This is a genomic window from Luteimonas sp. Soil_C_16 (assembly GCF_057657295.1).
In genome coordinates this window covers 186,760-204,624 of the sequence record NZ_JBDGIS010000008.1, presented here as the reverse complement: position 1 = coordinate 204,624, position 17,865 = coordinate 186,760, and the positions used below count along the sequence as shown (strand labels likewise).

At 67.3% G+C, this 17,865-nt stretch carries 17 protein-coding genes; 7 read left to right on the top strand and 10 right to left on the bottom strand.

Annotation, left to right across the window (positions count from 1 at the left end; translation table 11 throughout):
• Positions 1-354: 354 nt before the first annotated feature.
• Entirely contained in the window at positions 355-579 is a 225-nt protein-coding gene (locus AC3A5T_RS15340) for a YbdD/YjiX family protein (RefSeq protein WP_332076593.1), read from the bottom strand.
• Between the two features lie 31 nt (positions 580-610).
• The gene (locus AC3A5T_RS15335; RefSeq protein WP_332076594.1) at positions 611-2,704 is read right to left on the bottom strand and encodes a carbon starvation CstA family protein; all 2,094 of its coding nucleotides are present in this window, start codon (positions 2,702-2,704) and stop codon (positions 611-613) included.
• A 230-nt stretch (positions 2,705-2,934) separates the two neighbouring features.
• On the opposite strand from AC3A5T_RS15335, the gene AC3A5T_RS15330 reads away from it, so the two are divergent.
• Positions 2,935-3,573 (top strand): exopolysaccharide biosynthesis protein, encoded by a 639-nt coding sequence (locus AC3A5T_RS15330; protein ID WP_487629287.1) that lies wholly within the window; start codon positions 2,935-2,937, stop codon positions 3,571-3,573.
• Between the two features lie 16 nt (positions 3,574-3,589).
• Here AC3A5T_RS15330 and AC3A5T_RS15325 read toward each other — a convergent pair whose 3' ends face one another.
• From AC3A5T_RS15325 to miaB, 7 genes are all read right to left on the bottom strand, one after another.
• A complete protein-coding gene (locus AC3A5T_RS15325) occupies positions 3,590-4,615 on the bottom strand; it encodes a magnesium and cobalt transport protein CorA (protein WP_487629286.1) in 1,026 nt (341 codons plus the stop codon).
• 68 nt (positions 4,616-4,683) lie between these two features.
• The gene (locus AC3A5T_RS15320; RefSeq protein WP_487629285.1) at positions 4,684-6,723 is read right to left on the bottom strand and encodes a glycoside hydrolase family 97 protein; all 2,040 of its coding nucleotides are present in this window, start codon (positions 6,721-6,723) and stop codon (positions 4,684-4,686) included.
• Between the two features lie 116 nt (positions 6,724-6,839).
• The gene (locus tag AC3A5T_RS15315) at positions 6,840-8,057 is read right to left on the bottom strand and encodes a lipoprotein N-acyltransferase Lnb domain-containing protein (RefSeq protein WP_487629284.1); all 1,218 of its coding nucleotides are present in this window, start codon (positions 8,055-8,057) and stop codon (positions 6,840-6,842) included.
• Complete coding sequence (locus AC3A5T_RS15310) at positions 8,044-8,913, bottom strand: CorC family transporter (RefSeq protein WP_332076598.1); 870 nt, start codon at positions 8,911-8,913, stop codon at positions 8,044-8,046. The genes AC3A5T_RS15315 and AC3A5T_RS15310 overlap by 14 nt, the downstream gene beginning before the upstream one ends.
• Before the next feature lie 73 nt (positions 8,914-8,986).
• Entirely contained in the window at positions 8,987-9,475 is a 489-nt protein-coding gene (ybeY, locus tag AC3A5T_RS15305) for an rRNA maturation RNase YbeY (protein WP_487629283.1), read from the bottom strand.
• Entirely contained in the window at positions 9,472-10,458 is a 987-nt protein-coding gene (locus AC3A5T_RS15300) for a PhoH family protein (RefSeq protein WP_487629282.1), read from the bottom strand. Before AC3A5T_RS15300 ends, ybeY begins: the two co-directional genes overlap by 4 nt.
• Positions 10,459-10,518: 60 nt before the next feature.
• Positions 10,519-11,964, bottom strand: coding sequence for a tRNA (N6-isopentenyl adenosine(37)-C2)-methylthiotransferase MiaB (miaB, locus tag AC3A5T_RS15295; RefSeq protein WP_487629281.1), 1,446 nt, complete (start codon positions 11,962-11,964; stop codon positions 10,519-10,521).
• Between the two features lie 167 nt (positions 11,965-12,131).
• On the opposite strand from miaB, the gene AC3A5T_RS15290 reads away from it, so the two are divergent.
• The 6 genes from AC3A5T_RS15290 (at position 12,132) to AC3A5T_RS15265 (ending at position 17,249) form a co-directional block, all read left to right on the top strand.
• A complete protein-coding gene (locus tag AC3A5T_RS15290; protein ID WP_487629280.1) occupies positions 12,132-13,088 on the top strand; it encodes a lytic transglycosylase domain-containing protein in 957 nt (318 codons plus the stop codon).
• 156 nt (positions 13,089-13,244) lie between these two features.
• A complete protein-coding gene (gene petA / locus AC3A5T_RS15285; RefSeq protein ID WP_425497184.1) occupies positions 13,245-13,880 on the top strand; it encodes a ubiquinol-cytochrome c reductase iron-sulfur subunit in 636 nt (211 codons plus the stop codon).
• Entirely contained in the window at positions 13,880-15,139 is a 1,260-nt protein-coding gene (locus AC3A5T_RS15280; RefSeq protein WP_487629279.1) for a cytochrome b, read from the top strand. Before petA ends, AC3A5T_RS15280 begins: the two co-directional genes overlap by 1 nt.
• A gap of 16 nt (positions 15,140-15,155) precedes the next feature.
• Positions 15,156-15,890: a cytochrome c1 gene (locus tag AC3A5T_RS15275; protein WP_487629292.1), complete on the top strand. Its 735-nt coding sequence runs from the start codon at positions 15,156-15,158 to the stop codon at positions 15,888-15,890.
• A gap of 182 nt (positions 15,891-16,072) precedes the next feature.
• Positions 16,073-16,693, top strand: a complete 621-nt coding sequence (locus tag AC3A5T_RS15270; protein WP_332076605.1) for a glutathione S-transferase N-terminal domain-containing protein — start codon at positions 16,073-16,075, stop codon at positions 16,691-16,693.
• Positions 16,694-16,760: 67 nt separating this feature from the next.
• Positions 16,761-17,249, top strand: a complete 489-nt coding sequence (locus AC3A5T_RS15265) for a ClpXP protease specificity-enhancing factor (RefSeq protein ID WP_332076606.1) — start codon at positions 16,761-16,763, stop codon at positions 17,247-17,249.
• A gap of 104 nt (positions 17,250-17,353) precedes the next feature.
• Here AC3A5T_RS15265 and AC3A5T_RS15260 read toward each other — a convergent pair whose 3' ends face one another.
• A complete protein-coding gene (locus AC3A5T_RS15260; RefSeq protein ID WP_487629278.1) occupies positions 17,354-17,695 on the bottom strand; it encodes a DUF3301 domain-containing protein in 342 nt (113 codons plus the stop codon).
• Between the last annotated feature and the right edge of the window lie 170 nt (positions 17,696-17,865).

Below are 17,865 nucleotides of genomic sequence, written 5' to 3'. Positions count from 1 at the left end.
CTCAGACATGGGCTGCTCTTCGGCCACGCCAGGCTCCGGTGCTCGGCTCGCTCTACGGCTCGATTCAAGTCAAAGGCTGGAAGCCGAAGCCGAAGCCGAAGCCGAAGCAAGAGCAAAAGCTTGAGGAATGTTGAAAGAACCGTCACTCCCGCCATACCAGACATGCGTCTGTTGAAAGCCGCGTGGATGACGAGCGCAACTCGACTTGATCAGCGGTGCTAGAAGCCGGCGCCTGGGCAGGCTGCGCCCGCAAAAGCAAACCCGGTCATCTGTCGTGACACGCCGGCATCGCCAAAACGAAAACGGGCGGAACCCTGAGGTTCCGCCCGTCGTCGTATCACGTGTCGCCCTGGATCAGCAGCAGCGGAATCCGCTGCGTCCGCCGAAGCGGGCTTCCTGCCGTTCGCGGAAGAACGTCTTGTAGTCCATCGGCTCGCGGTCGGGATGCTTCTCGAGGATGTGGCGCACGTAGTTGTCGTAGTCGGGGACGCCGCAGCACAGCCGCGCCGTCTGGACGACTCTCCGCCACACACGCTTGTGCGTGGCGAAGTACTCGACGGGAACCAGCGCGCCGGCCATCAGTTCGGCACTCCGGTCACGCGCCGCGCCGTCACAGCCAGGCCTGCTGCTGTTCGGGCGTCAGTTCGACGAACGCCGATTCCTTGGCCGTCGGCGCGGATGCGCGGCGGGCCTTGAGAATGGCGCGGACGGCGAAGAACAGCACGCTGAAGACCACGAACAGGAACAGCGCCGTCAGGCCGGCATTGACGTAGCCGTTGATGATGACCTGACGCATCTGGCCCGCGGTCTTGGCCGCACCCAGCAGTTCGCCGTTGGCCAGCGCCGCCTGGTAGTGGCGGGCCTGGGCGAGGAAGCCCATGGCCGGCTTCGGGTCGAACAGCTTGATCAGACCCGCGGCCGTGGTGCAGATCAGCAGCCACGATGCCGGCACGATGGTCACCCACGCGTAGCGGTCCTTCTTCATCTTGAAGAGCACCACCGTGCACAACATCAGTGCGATGCCCGCGAGCATCTGGTTGGCGATACCGAACAGCGGCCACAGGGTGTTGATGCCACCCAGCGGATCCACGACGCCCTGATAGAGGAAGTAGCCCCACAGCGCGACGCAGCCCGCGGTGCCGAGTGCGTTCGCACCCCAGTTGTCGGTCTTGCGCAGCACCGGCACGAAGTTGCCCAGCAGGTCCTGCAGCATGAAGCGACCGGCACGGGTACCTGCGTCGACGGCGGTCAGGATGAAGAGCGCCTCGAACAGGATCGCGAAGTGGTACCAGAACGCCATGGCGCCGTCGCCGGTGCCGGGCAGGGCGTCGTGCAGGATCACCGCGATGCCGACAGCGAGCGTCGGTGCGCCACCGGCGCGCGAGATGATGGTGCCTTCGCCGATCTGCTGGGCCTTGAGTTCCAGCGCCTCGGGCGTGATGACGAAGCCCATCTGGCTGACCGCGGCCGCCGCGCTCTGCACGTCTGTGCCGAGCACCGCTGCGGGGCTGTTCATCGCGAAGTAGATGCCCGGATCGAGGATCGAGGCCGCGACCAGCGCCATGATCGCCACGAACGATTCCATCAGCATGCCGCCGTAGCCGATGTAGCGGGCGTGGGTTTCGTTGGCGAGCAGCTTGGGCGTGGTACCCGAGGAAATCAGCGCATGGAAGCCCGAGACGGCGCCGCAGGCGATCGTGATGAAGAGGAACGGGAACAGGCCGCCCTTCCAGACCGGACCGTCGCCGGTGGAGGCGAACTCGGTCAGCGCCGGCATCTTCAGCGTGGTGACTTCCGGGCTGGCGATGACGATACCGATGGCCAGCGCGACGATCACGCCGATCTTGAGGAACGTCGACAGGTAGTCGCGCGGGGCCAGCAGTAGCCATACCGGCAGGGTCGCGGCGACGAAGCCGTAACCGATCAGCATCCAGGTGATCTGGGTGCCGGTGAAGGTGAAGGCCGGGCCCCAGTAGGGATCCGCGCCGACCTTGCCACCGAACCAGATCGCGGCGAGCAGAGCGATGATGCCGAAGATCGAGATCTCGCCGATCTTGCCCGGGCGGATGTAGCGCATGTAGATGCCCATGAAGACCGCGATGGGCATCGTCGCGATCACCGTGAACATGCCCCACGGGCTCTCGGCCAGTGCCTTGACGACGATCATCGCCAGCACCGCGAGGATGATGATCATGATCATGAAGGCGCCGAACAGCGCGATGGTGCCGGCGACCTGGCCCATTTCCTCGCGCACCAGATCACCGAGCGAACGGCCGTTCCGGCGCGTGGAAATGAAGAGGACCATGAAGTCCTGCACGGCGCCTGCGAGCACCACGCCGACGATCAGCCACAGCATGCCGGGCAGGTAGCCCATCTGCGCGGCGAGCACGGGACCGACCAGCGGACCGGCACCAGCGATGGCGGCGAAGTGGTGACCGAACAGCACGTGCTTGTTGGTCGGTACGTAATCGAGGCCGTCGTTGTTGACGTGCGCGGGGGTGGCCCGACGCGGATTGAGGCCCAACACCTTGTCGGCGATGTAGAGGCTGTAATACCGGTAGGCGACCAGATAGATCGAGACTGCGGCCACGACGATCCAGAGCGCGCTGATCTGTTCGCCTTGTCGCAGGGCGACAACGCCCATACAGGACGCGCCCAGCAGCGCGACCGCGCCCCAGACTACGTGATTGATGGCACCCTTCATTTTCAGTTAATCCCCGGGAAGACGCGCACAGGGTCGCCCCGGGGACGCGTGGGGTCAATGCGCAATCGGTCGAATGCGGCGCCAGGGTCTTAAGACTTTCGTCGTAGACATGTGCATCGCCTGCTAGCATCGCGCTTCCGAATTCCGTGTCGAGCGCCCATGCAGGCTGTCGCGAACGGCCTGCGCCGCAGGTCCGCCCCCGTTCCAGAATCGATCGAGCACGCGGCACGATGACCGGCGCGAACGACACCCCGACGCTGCGCGGGCAACTGCAGTCGCTGATCGCGCGCTTGCCCGATGGCGACGTGCAGGTCGGTCCGCTGGTCGATGAGCTCGGAACCCAGGGCATGTTGCTGCTGGTGATCCTGCTGACGCTGGTGTTCCTGATTCCGGTGTCGATTCCCGGCGTCAGCACCGTGTTCGGCGCGGTGATCGTGCTGATCGGATTCGCGCGCATGGCCGGTCGCGCGCTGTGGCTGCCCGATGCGGTGCGTCGGCGCACGGTGCCCGCGGGCCGGCTGCGCGGCGCGCTCGATACCGGCCTGACGTGGGTCCGTCGTCTGGAGCGCATCACGAAGCCAGGACGTCTGGCGCGACTGACCGACGGTCGCGCGATGGGTCTGGTCAACGACGGCGCGCTGGTCCTCGGCGCGGTGCTGCTGATGGCACCGTTCGGCTTCATTCCCTTCAGCAACACGATTCCCGGTGTCGCCCTGATGTGCCTGGCGATCGGCCTGCTGCAGCGCGACGGACTGATGGTGCTGCTGGGCCACGTCGCCAACGTGCTGACGATGGTCTACTTCGCGATCCTGATCGGCGGGGGCGGTCTGGCGATCCGCGAACTGTTCGTGCGCTTCTGGCCGGGTTGAGTCGGCAGGCGCGCGGCTACAGCCAGCGCGCCTTCTTGAACATCCGGTAGAGCACGACCATCACCACGCCCACGCCGCCGATCAGTACGGGATACGCGTAGCGTTCGTCGAGTTCGGGCATGCCGTGGAAGTTCATGCCGTACCAACTGGTGATCAGCGTCGGCGCGGCGAGCAGGGCGGCCCAGGCACCGAGCTTCTTGACGATCTCGCCCTGGGTCAGCGTCACCAGCGCCTGGTTGACGCCCAGCGCGGTGCCGAGGATGTCGCGGATCGCGTCGATGGTCTCGTTGATGCGCACCGAGTGGTCGAGCACGTCGCGGATGTAGAGCTTGGCGTCGCTGGGAATCAGCGGGCTGCTGCTGCGCACGAGCTGCGAGAGCACGTCCTGCAATGGCGTCACCGCGACGCGCATGTAGGTCAGCTCGCGCTTGAGCTGGTAGAGCCGGATCACGATGCCGCGATGGAACTGCTCGCTGATGATGTCCTGCTCGAGCGCATTGAGCGTGGTCTTGAAGTCGTCGACGATCGGCAGATAGTTGTCGACGATCGCGTCGAGCACCGCGTACAGCGCCGCCGGCGCGCCCATCGCCATCAGTTCGGGCTCGCGTTCGATGCGTTGCCGCGCCGGCGCATACGACAGCGACGCCCCGTGGCGCACGGTCACCAGATAGCGCGCGCCCAGGAAGATGTGGGTCTCCCCGTAGGCGATGCGTTCGTCGATCGCCTGCGCGGTGTTGGCCACGATGAACAGCGAATCGCCGTAGGCCTCAATCTTCGGCCGCTGGTGCGCCTTGCCGGCGTCCTCGATCGCGAGATCGTGCAGGCAGAACTCTTCCTGCAGCTGCGCGAGCACCTCGGCGGCCGGCTCGTACAGGCCGATCCACACGAAGCTGCCGTCGTCGACCGCCAGGACCTCGCTGATGTCGTCGAGCAGGATGTTCTGCTTGCGGCCATCCGGCCCGTATACGGCGCAATTGACCACGCAGGCTGGATTGGCGGCGGCGGGTGCCGCGGCGACGACTGGATCGGCTGGGGTCTGCATCGCGCCATCGTCCGCCAGCGCGGTCCGCTCGACAAGCGCGGCGCGCCCGGTAGGCGCGCGCCTGACGCTCAGCGTGCGATGAAACGCACCGCCTGGCCGCCGCCCGATGCCATCGCGATCGACAGCGTGTCGCCGGCGCCGACCTCGCGCGATTCGATCGCGATCGCATGCGGATCGGTGCGCCAGCCCGCGCCGTCGCCGTCGCGGTAGATCTGCGCGGTGTAGCGACGGTCCGGGTCGAGGAAATCCAGCGGCAGCGCGACCGTGCGCGCGGTGTCGTCGGTCACCGCGCCCAGATACCAGTCGTCGCCACTGCGCTCGCGGCGTGCGATCACCGCGAACTCGCCGACGGCGCCCTCGAGCGCGCGCGTCTCTTCCCAGTCCACCGGCACGTCGCGGACGAACTGGAATGCCTCGGGCCGCGATTCGTAGTGTTCGAGCAGATCGGCCGCCATCTGCAGCGGGCTATAGATCACCACGTACAGCGCCAGCTGCTTGGCCAGCGTCGTCGCCATCGGCGTGCCGGACTTGGTATCCATGCCGAAGATGCCCGGGGTGAAGTCCATCGGCCCGGCGAGCAGGCGCGTGTAGACCAGCGTCGCTTCGTGTTCCGGTGGATTGCCCGGCTGGCCCCAGGCGTTGTATTCCATGCCGCGCGCGCCCTCGCGCGTGACGAGGTTCGGATACGTGCGGCGCAGGCCGGTGTCCTTCACCGGCTCGTGCGGATTGACGCTGATGTGCTGCGCCGCCGCAGCCTCGATCACCTTCTGGTGGTGGCGCACCATCGCCTGACCTTCGTGCCAGGCGTAGTGCAGCGCGCCGTCGTCGCCACGCACCTTGGCCTGGCCCGCGTCGGCGACGTAACCGGTCTTGACCGCCTGTACGCCGAGGCGTCCGTAGAGCGCCATTGCATCGTCGAGCTGCGCTTCGTAGTGCGCGGCGTGGCCGGAGGTTTCGTGGTGGCCGATCAGGGTCACGCCCTTGTCGCGCGCGTGGCGGGTCACCGCTTCGATGTCGAAATCGGGGTAGGGCCGGGTGAAGCTGAAGGTCTCGCCGTTGCCGAACCAGTCGCCGTCCCAGCCGACGTTCCAGCCTTCCACCAGCACGCCGCCGAAGCCGTTCGCCGCGGCGAAATCGATGTGCCGGATCGCATGCGCGGTGGTCGCGCCGTGCTTGGGCCCCGACGCCCAGGTCTTGCGGTCGAGGTGCATCTCCCACCAGATGCCGACGTACTTCATCGGCCGCACCCACGACACATCGCCGAGCGCGTTGGGTGCATTGAGGTTGAGGATCAGGCCCGACTCGACCAGACCGCCTGCGCGATCACTGATCTGGATCGTGCGCCAGGGCGTCGCGAATGGCGTGGCCACTTCGACCTTGGCCGCGCCGATGCCCGGCGTCAGCGCGGCGCGGAAGCGGCGACCGTCGACGCGCGCCAGATTCATGCCCGAGTAGTCGACCAGCGCTGCTTCGTGGATCGACAGGTGCAGGCCGTCACCGGTGCGCAGCGTGACCGGCGTCTGCGCCTGGCCGACCTGCTCGACCGGCGTGCGGTGATAGATGTACTCCTCGCGGTTCCATTCGAACGCGGGAATCCACCACGCGGTCGCGGCATCGGCGATGTCGAACTCGGTCAGTTCCTCGGCGATCGACAGGCGATCCAGCCCGGGCTGTTTCGGAACGTCGTAGCGGAAGCCCACACCGTCGTCGAACACCCGGAACACGACGTCGAAGCGGCGCTTCGGTCCGGCGGTCTCGGCCAGCGTGACCCGCAATGCGGTGTGGTGGTCGCGCATCTCGCGGCGCTCGCCCCAGGGCTGCTCCCAGCGCTCATCGTGCGCCTGCGTGCGCTGGTCGACGATCGCCAGATTGCGTTCGAACTTGCGCGTGTCGGTGAACATCAGGCCCAGGCGCGACGGCGCGATGACCGGGCGGCCGTCGCGACTGACGGCGTAGCTGGCGCGGCCTTCGGTGTCGGTCGTGACCTCGACGGTGATGCGTCCATCCGGCGATACGGCACGCGCGCTGGTGCGCGGTTCGGCAGCGAGTGCGGTGAGGGTGGCGAGCGGCAGCAGTGCGGCCAGTAATCCGACGAGACGGTTCGACATCGTGCGGCGCCCTCCCAGACGCGTGCAATCGTGCGTGCGTCCGGATTCTTGCACGCGCATTCCGCGTGGTCGGGGTGCATACGTATGCAGCGATGCGCGTCCCCGCAGGCGTGGTCCTACCGGGCGTGTCGCCTGCGAAGCGCGCACCACAACCCCACATGCACCGGCATCAGCAGCGACAGCCACGCCGCATTGCGCTGCGGCAGTACCGGCAGCCAGTGCAGGAACAGCGCCACGATGCCGCACACCAGCACGACGGTCAGCACCCAGCCGAACAGTGCACCGGGTGCGCGTCCACGTGCCATGCGCCAGCCGCCCGGCAGCAGCAGCAGGCACAGCGGGTTGAACAGCAGCAGGTTGTGATTGCGCCAGGCGAAGACGTGTTCGCTGCCCAGCCACAGGAACAGCATCACGCCGCCGAGCAGGGCGCTCAGGGTCCAGAACGGCAGGGCGATCGCGGCCAACGCACGCGGTGCGAACCGGCCGGCGACGAGAATCGCCACGCCCAGTGCGAGACCGGCCACCAGCCACGGCCACAACAGACGCGCGCGCTCGACCGGTTCCGGTGCCTGCGTGTGCGGCACGATGATCTGCTCACCGGAGACCAGCGGACGGCCATCGACATTGCGCGCGCTGCGCAGCGCTTCGGCCAGCCGCATCGGCACGAAGGCGTCTTCCCACAAGGCATTCGGTCGATCGGCGGACGGCCCCAGGCCGATGTCGAAGCCCAGCCACATCCACGGCGCCGGCGAGGCCAGCCGCACCGCGTCGCCGCGGTAGGTGTTGCCACGCGAGCGGCCCTGCAACTGGCTGCGCAGCGCGCCGCCGAGCGCGGTGTCGATCGCGTCGCGCACGCGCGTGGAGCAGTTGTCGGTGAAGTAGTCGTAGCGGTAGTGCGCGTTCTCGGGTTTCGCGTTCTCGGCCAGCGCGCCGGCGAGCTCGCGCGCCTGCGCGGGGTCGAGATCCAGCCACTGGATCGACACGCCGCGGCCGACATCGCGGTAGTAGGCCAGGTCATCTGCCAGCGGCAACGCGGCCAGCATGTAACGCATGTCGCCGCGGATGAAACGCGGCACGAAATCCGGCTCGTTCGGATCGAAGAAGCCGAAGTTGTACGACAGCGGTTCCGGCTCGCCCGGATCGTCGACGACCAGCGCGTTGTGGCCGAAGCGTTCGAAGAACACGTCGCCGGGCTGCATCGTCGCCACGCCGATGCGCGGCGCGCCCGCGTCCTGTGCGACCGCGAGCAGCGGCCACAGCGTCAGGCACAGCAACAGGACACACGCACGCGCGAACGTGCGCGCCCGTCCGCGCAGCAGATCAGGCTTCGGCATGCACGCTGACGTGCAGCGCGTGCAGACGTCGCGAGTCGGCATCGGTCACCCGGAACGCGAAGCGGCCGAGCGTGAGTTCCTCGCCGACCTCGGGCAGATGGCCGATCGCACCGGTGATCACGCCACCGATCGTGTCGTACTCGGCGTCGTCGAAATCGGACCCGAAGCGCTCGTTGAAATCGGCGATCGGGGTCAGCGCGCTGACCGCGAACTGGCCGTCGGCCTGGGCCGCGATCAACGCGTTGGGATCCTCGGCGTCGTCGTGTTCGTCGTCGATCTCGCCGACGATCTCCTCCAGCACGTCCTCGATCGTCACCAGGCCGGCGACGCCGCCGTACTCGTCGATGACGATCGCCATGTGGTTGCGCGACAGGCGGAACTCGCGCAGCAGCACATTGAGCTTCTTGGATTCGGGAATCAGCACCGCGGGGCGCAGCAGCTCGTGGATCGAGCCGGGGCCGTTGTCGGCCACCACGCCGCGCAGCAGATCCTTGGCCAGCAGGATGCCGAGAATCTCGTCCTTGTCGTCGCCGTGCACCGGAAAGCGCGAGTGGCCGGAATCGACGACCTGCTTCATCAGCTCGAGGAAGGGCGCATCGGACGGCAACGCGACCATCTGCGCGCGCGGCACCATCACGTCACCGACCGTTTTGCTGGAAATGCCCAGCGCACCTTCGAACATGCGCAGCGTATCGGCGTCAATGAGGCCATCGGCATGGGTATCGCGGAGCAGTTCCACGAGGTCCTCGCGGTTGCTCGGCTCGCCTGAAATGGCCGAGCTCAGGCGCTCGAGCCAGCCGCGGCGGCGCTCCTGGGGTTCGGAAGCGGGGGAAGGTCGACTGTCGTCCTCGGACATGGCGTGCTGCGTGTTCGCGAATCGCCCGGATGGGCCTTGGTGGCAGTCTATCAGGCCGCCGTGGAGGCGCCCGTCAGCGCAGCTCGCCGGCGTAGGGATCGTCGATGCCGAGACCGGCGAGGATCTCGCGCTCGAGCTGCTCCATCGCCTCGGCGTCCTTGTCGTCCTCGTGGTCCCAGCCGAGCAGGTGGAGCACGCCGTGGACGGTGAGGTGCGCGTAGTGCGCGTTCAAGGACTTGGCCTGCTCCGTGGCCTCGCGCGCGACCACCGATGCGCAGATGACGAGGTCTCCGAGCAGCGGCAGATGCACGCCCTCGGGCAGGCCTTCCGGCAGTTCCGCGGGGAAGCTCAGCACGTTGGTCGCGTAGTCCTTGCCGCGGTAATGGCGGTTGAGCGCACGGCCTTCGTCCTCGTCGACGATCCGGATCGCCAGATCCGCCTCGCGGATGCGTCCGGCCAGTGCGGCCGCAGCCCACTTCCGGAAACTCGCCGCGGCCGGCAGGCCCTTGCGCGGCAGCGCATAGCCGATTGCGACATCGAGGCGGGTGGGGCCTTGCGTCATCCCTGCGCCGCCGGGCCGGTGGCCGCGTCGCTGGCGTCGCGGCGCTCGTAGGCGGTGACGATGCGCGCGACCAGCGGATGGCGCACCACGTCGCGTGCTTCGAAGAACGTGAAGCTGACGCCGTCGACCTCGTGCAGCACCTCGATCGCATCGCGCAGGCCGGACTTCACGTGCTTGGGCAGATCGATCTGGGTGAGGTCGCCGGTGACGACCGCGGTCGAGCCGAAGCCGAGGCGGGTCAGGAACATCTTCATCTGTTCGATCGTGGTGTTCTGCGCCTCGTCGAGGATCACGAACGCATCGTTGAGTGTGCGGCCGCGCATGTAGGCCAGCGGCGCGATCTCGATGACGTTGCGTTCCAGCAGCTTGGCCACTTTTTCGACGCCGAGCATTTCGTACAGCGCGTCGTAGAGCGGGCGCAGATAGGGATCGACCTTCTGGGTCAGATCGCCGGGCAGGAAGCCGAGCTTCTCGCCCGCCTCGACCGCCGGCCGCACCAGGATCAGGCGCTGCACCTTGGCTTCGTTGAGCGCCTCGACCGCCATCGCGACCGCGAGGAAGGTCTTGCCGGTACCCGCCGGGCCGACGCCGAAATTGATGTCGTGGCCGGTGATCTTGTGGAGGTATTTGGCCTGGTTCGCGCCGCGCCCGCGGATCGTGCCGCGCTTGACCCGCACCGAGACTTCCTGCGGTGTGTAGTCCTCTTCGACGTTCGCCGGGCTCAACCGCAGGTTGATGGCATGGCTGTCGAACACCTCGGCCTCGCTCTCGGCGTACAGCGCCTTGAGCAGCTTCTCGGTGCGGTCGAGCATGGCCTCGTCGCGCCCGGTGACGCGGAAGATGTTGCCGCGGTTGGCGATCTCCACGCCCAGGCGCAGTTCGATCTGGCGCAGATGGCCGTCGAACGGACCGGCGAGATTGGACAGGCGCTCGGAGTCCGCGGGCTCGAGCAGGAAGGTGCGTTCGGGGAGGGCGTTGGTCATGGCGCGGATTCTAGCGAGGGGCGCGACAGGAGAACGTGTAAAGCCGTGCCGCGGCGCGGTTCAGTCGGTGTCGCGCAGCACCAGGCGACCGCGCAGCGAATTGCTCAGCGCCGCGGTGATCTCGACGTCGACGAACTGGCCGATCAGGCGCGCCGGCGCCGGGAAGTTCACCGACCGCATGTTCTCGGTCTTGCCGGTGAGCTCGGCCGGATCCTTGCGAGAGGGACCTTCGACCAGCACCGTCTGCACGGTGCCGACCATGCGTTCGGAAATGCCGGCGGCATACGCATTGATGTGCGCCTGCAGACGCGACAGGCGCGCATGCTTTTCTTCCTGGGTCACCGAATCCTCGAGATCCGAGGCCGGCGTGCCCGGGCGGCGCGAATAGATGAAGGAGAACGACTGGTCGAAGCCGACGTCCTCGATCAGCTTCATCGTCTTCTCGAAATCGGCGTCGGTCTCGCCGGGGAAGCCGACGATGAAATCCGAACTGATCGAGATGTCCGGCCGCACCGCGCGGAGCTTGCGGATCTTCTGCTTGAATTCCAGTGCGGTGTAGCCGCGCTTCATCGCCGACAGGATGCGGTCGCTCCCGGCCTGCACCGGCAGATGCAGGTAATTCGCGAGCTGCGGCACGTCGCGATAGGCCTCGACCAGCGAGTCGGAGAACTCCAGCGGGTGCGAGGTGGTGAAGCGGATGCGGTCGACACCGTCGATCTCGGCGATCGTGCGGATCAGCAGGCCGAGATCGGCGACGGGCTGCTCCCGCGAGCCGAGGCTCGCGTCGGCGCCGTCTCCCATCGGGCCGCGATAGGCGTTGACGTTCTGGCCGAGCAGGTTGATCTCGCGCACGCCCTGGCCGGCCAGTTGCACGACCTCGACCAGCACGTCCTCGAACGGCCGGCTGACTTCCTCGCCGCGCGTGTAGGGCACCACGCAGAACGAGCAGTACTTCGAGCAGCCTTCCATGATCGACACGAACGCGCTCGGCCCCTCGGCGCGCGGCTCGGGCAGGCGGTCGAACTTCTCGATCTCGGGAAAGCTGATGTCGACCTGCGGCAGGCCGGTCTCGCGCTTGGCGCGGATCAGCTCGGGCAGGCGATGCAGGGTCTGCGGGCCGAACACCAGATCCACGTAGGGCGCGCGCTTGACGATCGCCTCGCCTTCCTGCGACGCCACGCAGCCGCCGACGCCGATCAGCACCGGCTTGCCGTCCTTCTTGAGCGCCTTCCAGCGGCCGAGCTGGCTGAAGACCTTTTCCTGCGCCTTCTCGCGGATCGAGCAGGTGTTGACCAGCACGACGTCCGCGTCCTCGACGTTGTCGGTGAGTTCCAGACCATCACTGGCGGCGAGCACGTCGGCCATCTTGGCCGAGTCGTACTCGTTCATCTGGCACCCGTGGGTCTGGATGTAGAGCTTGCCGCGCGGCGCGGCAGCGCCGGGCGCCGGCGAAACGGACAGGTCGGAAGCAGGCGCGCTCGGCGCCGCGGATGCGGTCTGGGTCATGGCATGTCCGGGGCGCGGTGTTGAGTCCGGGCCGGATGGCTGGAATGGGGCGGGCAGTGTACCGGCAAGCGCCGCGTCCGCGTCCTCCGGGCTGCGCCGGAGAACCGTCGGCGCCGTTCACAATCAAGCACTTGGCAACCGCCGCCGAACATCGGACACTCCGCATCGTGAAACGGGGATGGGGACTCATCGCGACACTCGGTCTGCTGGCGGCCTTTCCGGTTGCCGGCAGCACGCTGTATCGCTGCGATTCCGGTGACGGCATCCCGCAGTACGTCAGCAAGCGCGTCAGCGGCGCCAGTTGCCGGCTCGTCAGCAGCGCGCCCGCGGCGCCGCGTTCCAGCGGCACCCGCGCGTCGCGCCCGGCAGCGGCAACGCCCACGCCGGCGACGGCACCCGCGAACGTCGACAGCGGCGCGCCCGCGACCTTCATGGGCGGCACCTCTTCGCCTGCGCCCGCAGCCACGACGGCATCGGCACGGCCCGTCGCCACCGCGACCGCGGCACCGACACCGCGAGCCCAGCCCGGCAGCAACCAGCGGCGCCTGCAGCAGGGCCAGGTCTACTCGTATGTGAAGGACGGCGTGCGTCACTACAGCAGCAGCCGGCCGACCGGTGGTGCGCAGGTCGCCGCGGTCCGCACGATCCGCTACAGCTTCTTCGAGACCTGCTACGCCTGCGGCGCGGCGCCGGGGGTGAACTTCGGCAGCGTGCGGCTCAACGAGAACGCCTACCGCGACGAGGTCGCGCGCGCCGCCCGCGAGTTCGGGGTCGAGGAAGCGATCGTGCGGGCGATCATGCACGCCGAGTCCGCGTTCAATCCCAATGCGCTCTCGCGCGCCGGTGCCCAGGGCCTGATGCAGCTGATGCCGGCCACGGCCGCGCGTTTCGGCGTGGTCAACGCCTTCGACCCCGAGCAGAATATCCGCGGCGGCGTCGAGTACCTCGCGTGGCTGCTCAAGCGGTTCAACGGCGATCTGACCCTGGCCGCGGCCGGCTACAACGCCGGCGAAGGCGCCGTGCAGCGCCACGGCGGGGTGCCGCCGTACGCCGAGACCCAGCGCTACGTGGTCCGGGTCGGCACGCTGGCCGACCGGTATCGCGGCCAGCTCGCCAGCCGCTGAGCCGGGATCCGCATCCGGCATCTGCAAATCGATTGTCGGTCGATTCAGGGTTCCGCTACACTCGGGCCTCTCTATATGCGGCCAGCCGTCCCACGCGGGCGAAACGGTCCGCGGCAGCCAGTACGCAACAGCTACCGAAAGAGGGCGGGGTACCGGATGGTCGATGAAGCGGTGAGCGGACCTGGTGGGGATGGTCCAGTCAATGAGGGGCGGCGTCGGTTCCTGACCGCCAGTACCCTCGTCGTGGGAGCGGTGGGCGCGGGTGTGACCGCGATTCCGTTCATCAAGTCATGGAACCCCAGCGCCCGGGCCAAGCTCGCCGGTGCGCCGGTGACCGTGGACATCAGTGCGCTGCAGGAGGGCCAACGTCTGGTCGCCGAGTGGCGCGGGCAGCCGATTTGGATCGTCAAGCGCTCCAAGGCGATTCTCGAGGCGCTGCCGACGCTCGACGGCATGCTCAAGGATCCCGAATCCGGGAATCCCGACCAGCAGCCGGCGTACGTGCTGGAGGCGAACCCCGAACTGCGCTCGATCAAGGCCGACATCTCGGTGCTGGTCGGTCTGTGCACGCATCTGGGCTGCTCGCCGGAGATGGTCGCCGAGATCCGGCCGGCGCCGTTCGACGCCAACTGGAAGGGCGGTTACTTCTGTCCCTGCCACAAGTCGAAGTTCGACATGGCCGGCCGCGTCTACGACGGCGTGCCCGCACCGACGAACCTGCTCGTGCCGCCGCATCACTACGTCGACGACAACACGCTTGTCATCGGCGTCGATCCGCAGGGAGCCGCCTGATGGCCAACGTCCTCGTCCGCGGCGCCAACGGCGTCTTCAACTGGGTCACCGAGCGCGCACCGGCCTTGATGCCGATGTACCGCAAGCACATGACCGAGTACTACGCGCCGAAGAACTTCAACATCTGGTACATCTTCGGCGTGCTGTCACTGGTGGTGCTGGTCAACCAGATCCTGACCGGCATCTTCCTGACGATGCACTACAAGCCGAGCGCGACGGAAGCCTTCGCCTCGGTCGAATACATCATGCGCGACGTGGAGTGGGGCTGGCTGATCCGCTACATGCACTCCACGGGTGCGTCGCTGTTCTTCATCGTGGTCTACATCCACATGTTCCGCGGCCTGATGTACGGCAGTTACAAGAAGCCGCGCGAACTGGTGTGGATCCTCGGCATGCTGATCTACCTGGTGCTGATGGCCGAAGCCTTCCTCGGCTACGTGCTGCCGTGGGGCCAGATGTCGTTCTGGGGCGCGAAGGTCATCATCTCGCTGTTCGGCGCGATTCCGGTGATCGGCAACGGCCTGACCGAGTGGATCATGGGCGACTACCTGCCCAGCGATGCCACGCTCAACCGCTTCTTCGCCTTGCACGTCATCGCGCTGCCGCTGGTGCTGCTGCTGCTGGTGGTGCTGCACCTGGGCGCGCTGCACGAGGTGGGTTCGAACAATCCCGACGGCGTCGAGATCAAGTACGGCCCGAAGGGCAATCGCTGGTCGCCGACCGCGCCGGCCGACGGCATTCCGTTCCACCCGTACTACTCGGTGAAGGACGGCTTCTACGTCTGCTTCTTCCTGATCATCGCCGCCTTCATCATCTTCTTCGCGCCCGCGTTCGGCGGCTGGTTCCTCGAGCACGACAACTTCACCGAGGCCAACCGCCTGGTGACGCCCGAGCACATCAAGCCGGTCTGGTACTACACGCCGTACTACGCGATGTTGCGCGTGGTGCCGCACAAGCTCAGCGGCGTGCTGGTGATGTTCGGTGCAATCGCGATCCTGTTTCTTGTGCCGTGGCTGGACCGCTGCAAGGTCAAGTCGCATCGCTACCGCGGCCCGATCACCAAGATCATGCTCGCCGTGCTGGTGGTGTGCTTCGTGTGGCTCGGCAAGATCGGCGCAGGCCCCGGCACCGATCCCGTCGAGACCTGGATCGGCCGTGGCCTGACGATCCTCTACTTCCTGTTCTTCTTCACGATGCCGATCTGGACCGTGCTCGACAGAACCAAGCCTGTGCCGGAACGGGTGACGACCCATGACTGACCGTTCCTTCTTCCGCATGTGCGCCGCCCGCGTGGCGACAGCCATCGCCGGTCTGCTGCTGTCGTTCGGTGCGCTGGCTGCGGCCGGCGGACCGGTCGAACAGGCCGGCACCGACATCGGCGATCGCGCGTCGCTGCAGCGGGGCGCGCAGCTTTACATGAACTATTGTGCTGGCTGCCATTCGCTGAAGTTCATGCGCTACTCGCGCATGGCCGAGGATCTCGGGCTGACCGAGGACGAGGTGATGAACAACCTCAACCTCACCGGCGCGGCCTATGGCGAGCACATCGTGTCGTCAATGCCGGCCGAGCAGGGCGCCAAGTGGTTCGGCCAGGCGCCGCCGGACCTGAGCCTGATCACCCGCGTGCGCGGCAGCGACTGGGTCTACACCTATCTCAAGTCGTTCTATCTCGACGAGAGCCGTCCGCTGGGCTGGAACAACACGCTGTTCCCGAACGCTTCGATGCCCAATCCGCTTTGGGAAATGCAGGGCCTGCAGCGTCCGGTGCACGGCGAGGTCGACGACTCGGGCGAGCCGGTGGTCGCGCATCTGGAGCTGGGCACGCCCGGCAGCCAGGACGCCCGCCAGTTCGACCAGACCGTCCGCGACATCACCACGTTCCTGGAATACGTCGGCGAGCCGGCCGCGCTCAAGCGCCAGCAGCTCGGCGTCTGGGTGCTGCTGTTCCTGACCCTGCTGACGTTCCTGGCCTGGCTGCTGAAGCAGGAATACTGGCGCGACGTCCACTGATCGATCCCGTCCCCGGCGCACGCCGGGGGCAGTGTCCGCGTGCCGTCCGGCCCATTGCCGTCCGGATCACGTAGATGCGAGACTCGGGAAACCGCGACAACCGTCTGCGAGCAGCAGTCGGCGTCACCGGGCTGGCGGACTCCAGCCTCCGGACAGGCCGGGCGACGGCCGTGAGTGCATCCATGCGAAACGTGCTGACGCTGTTCTCTTCTGTCGACGACGTGCTCTGTCATCGCGCACGCCTGGTGCTGGCCGCCAAAGGCGTGAACTACGACATGGTGCCGGTCGATGCGCAGAATCCGCCCGAGGATCTGATCGATCTCAACCCCTACCACTCGGTGCCGACCCTGGTCGAGCGCGAGCTGGTGCTCTACGCCGCCAGCGTGGTCAGCGAGTATCTCGACGAGCGCTACCCGCATCCACCGCTGATGCCGGTCGATCCGCTGTCGCGCGCGCGCCTGCGTCTGGCGATGCTGCGCATCGAGCACGACTGGGTACCGCAGGTCCAAGCCATCCAGATGGGCAACAAGGCGCAGGCCGAGAGCGGCCGCAAGCGCCTGAAGGAGCTGGTGACCTCGGCGGTGCCGTTGTTCAAGGCCAGCAAGTTCTTCCTCAATCCGGAAATGAGTCTGGCCGACTGTGCGGTCGCGCCGATCGTCTGGCGCCTGCAGGCGCTCGACATCCCGCTGCCGAAGGACGGCGCCAAGGCCATCGAGGACTACGGCAACCGGATCTTCCGCAGCCCCGGATTCGTCCGCAGCCTGACGCCACAGGAGCGGCAACTGCGCGCGCTGCCCGACTGACGGCGGCTTGGCGCGCCATTCAGCCCTGCACATCTGAACGACGGAATGAACGGCTAAACTGTCGCGCATGACGGACAGCACGCCCCCGATGACCAGCCATCGCCCGTACCTGCTGCGGGCGCTCTACGAATGGATCGCCGACAACGGCATGACGCCGCACATCCTCGTGGATGCGCGGCAGCCGGGCGTGCGCGTGCCGGCCCATGCGGTCAAGGACGGGCGCATCGTGCTCAACGTCGCCGACCGCGCTGTCGGCCGGCTCGAAATGGACAACGACAGCGTGCGGTTCTCCGCGCGGTTCGGCGGTGTCAGCCAGTCGGTGCTGGTGCCGGTGGGCGCGGTGCTCGCGATCTACGCGCGCGAAACCGGGCAGGGCATGGCGCTGCCGGAAGAGATCGTCGGCTCGGGTGAGCCGCGCGACGATGCAGAGGACAGCGCGCCTTCGCTCCACGCGGTGGAAGACGACGGCAACGGCACGGCCGAAGGCCCCGACGATCCGCCCGATGGCGACACGCCGCCGGAGCCGCGTCGCGGCCATTTGCGGGTCGTGAAGTAGGCGGCGGCAGCCGTTACGGCGTGCGTGCGTCAGGACGTGAGAGCGTCGGAACGTAAAGCGTCAGTACGTCAAAGCGCGAGGGCGATGACGAGCGCCCTTCGATCTCAGTTGGTCCAGTGGATCGACGCGGGCTGCGGGCGGGTCGGGCCGCTGAAGGCGACCAGCTGTTCGCCGCGCAGCACCAGGTGCCCGATGTGGCGCTGCACGCCATCCTCCGAATACTCGAAACGGAAGCTGCGCTCGACGCGCAGGCGTCCGTCGTCACCACGGCGCAGCCGCATCGAATGCGCGTGTACCGCCTGGTCCAGCCACTGCACGCCCGCGCGTTCGCAGGCATCGCGTCCGAGCTGACCGGCGCGCTCGGCCGCCGCGCGCGCACCGCTCCACCACAGGAATGCGGCGAACGCGGCCAGCATCACGAAGATCATCGTCGGAAAGTCGGGCATGCGCGAACTGTGGCGGCGGCAGTGGCGGGATACAAGTGTGAATGTGGCAATGCCGTGTTGCGGCTTGCGGTCTGCGCGGCCCGTGGCTCGACGTTTCGCCTGGGCGTGAGAACGTCAGTGACGTGAGTGGGTCAGTGAAAAGCAGCCGCGTGCGAGCGGATTGCGACGCG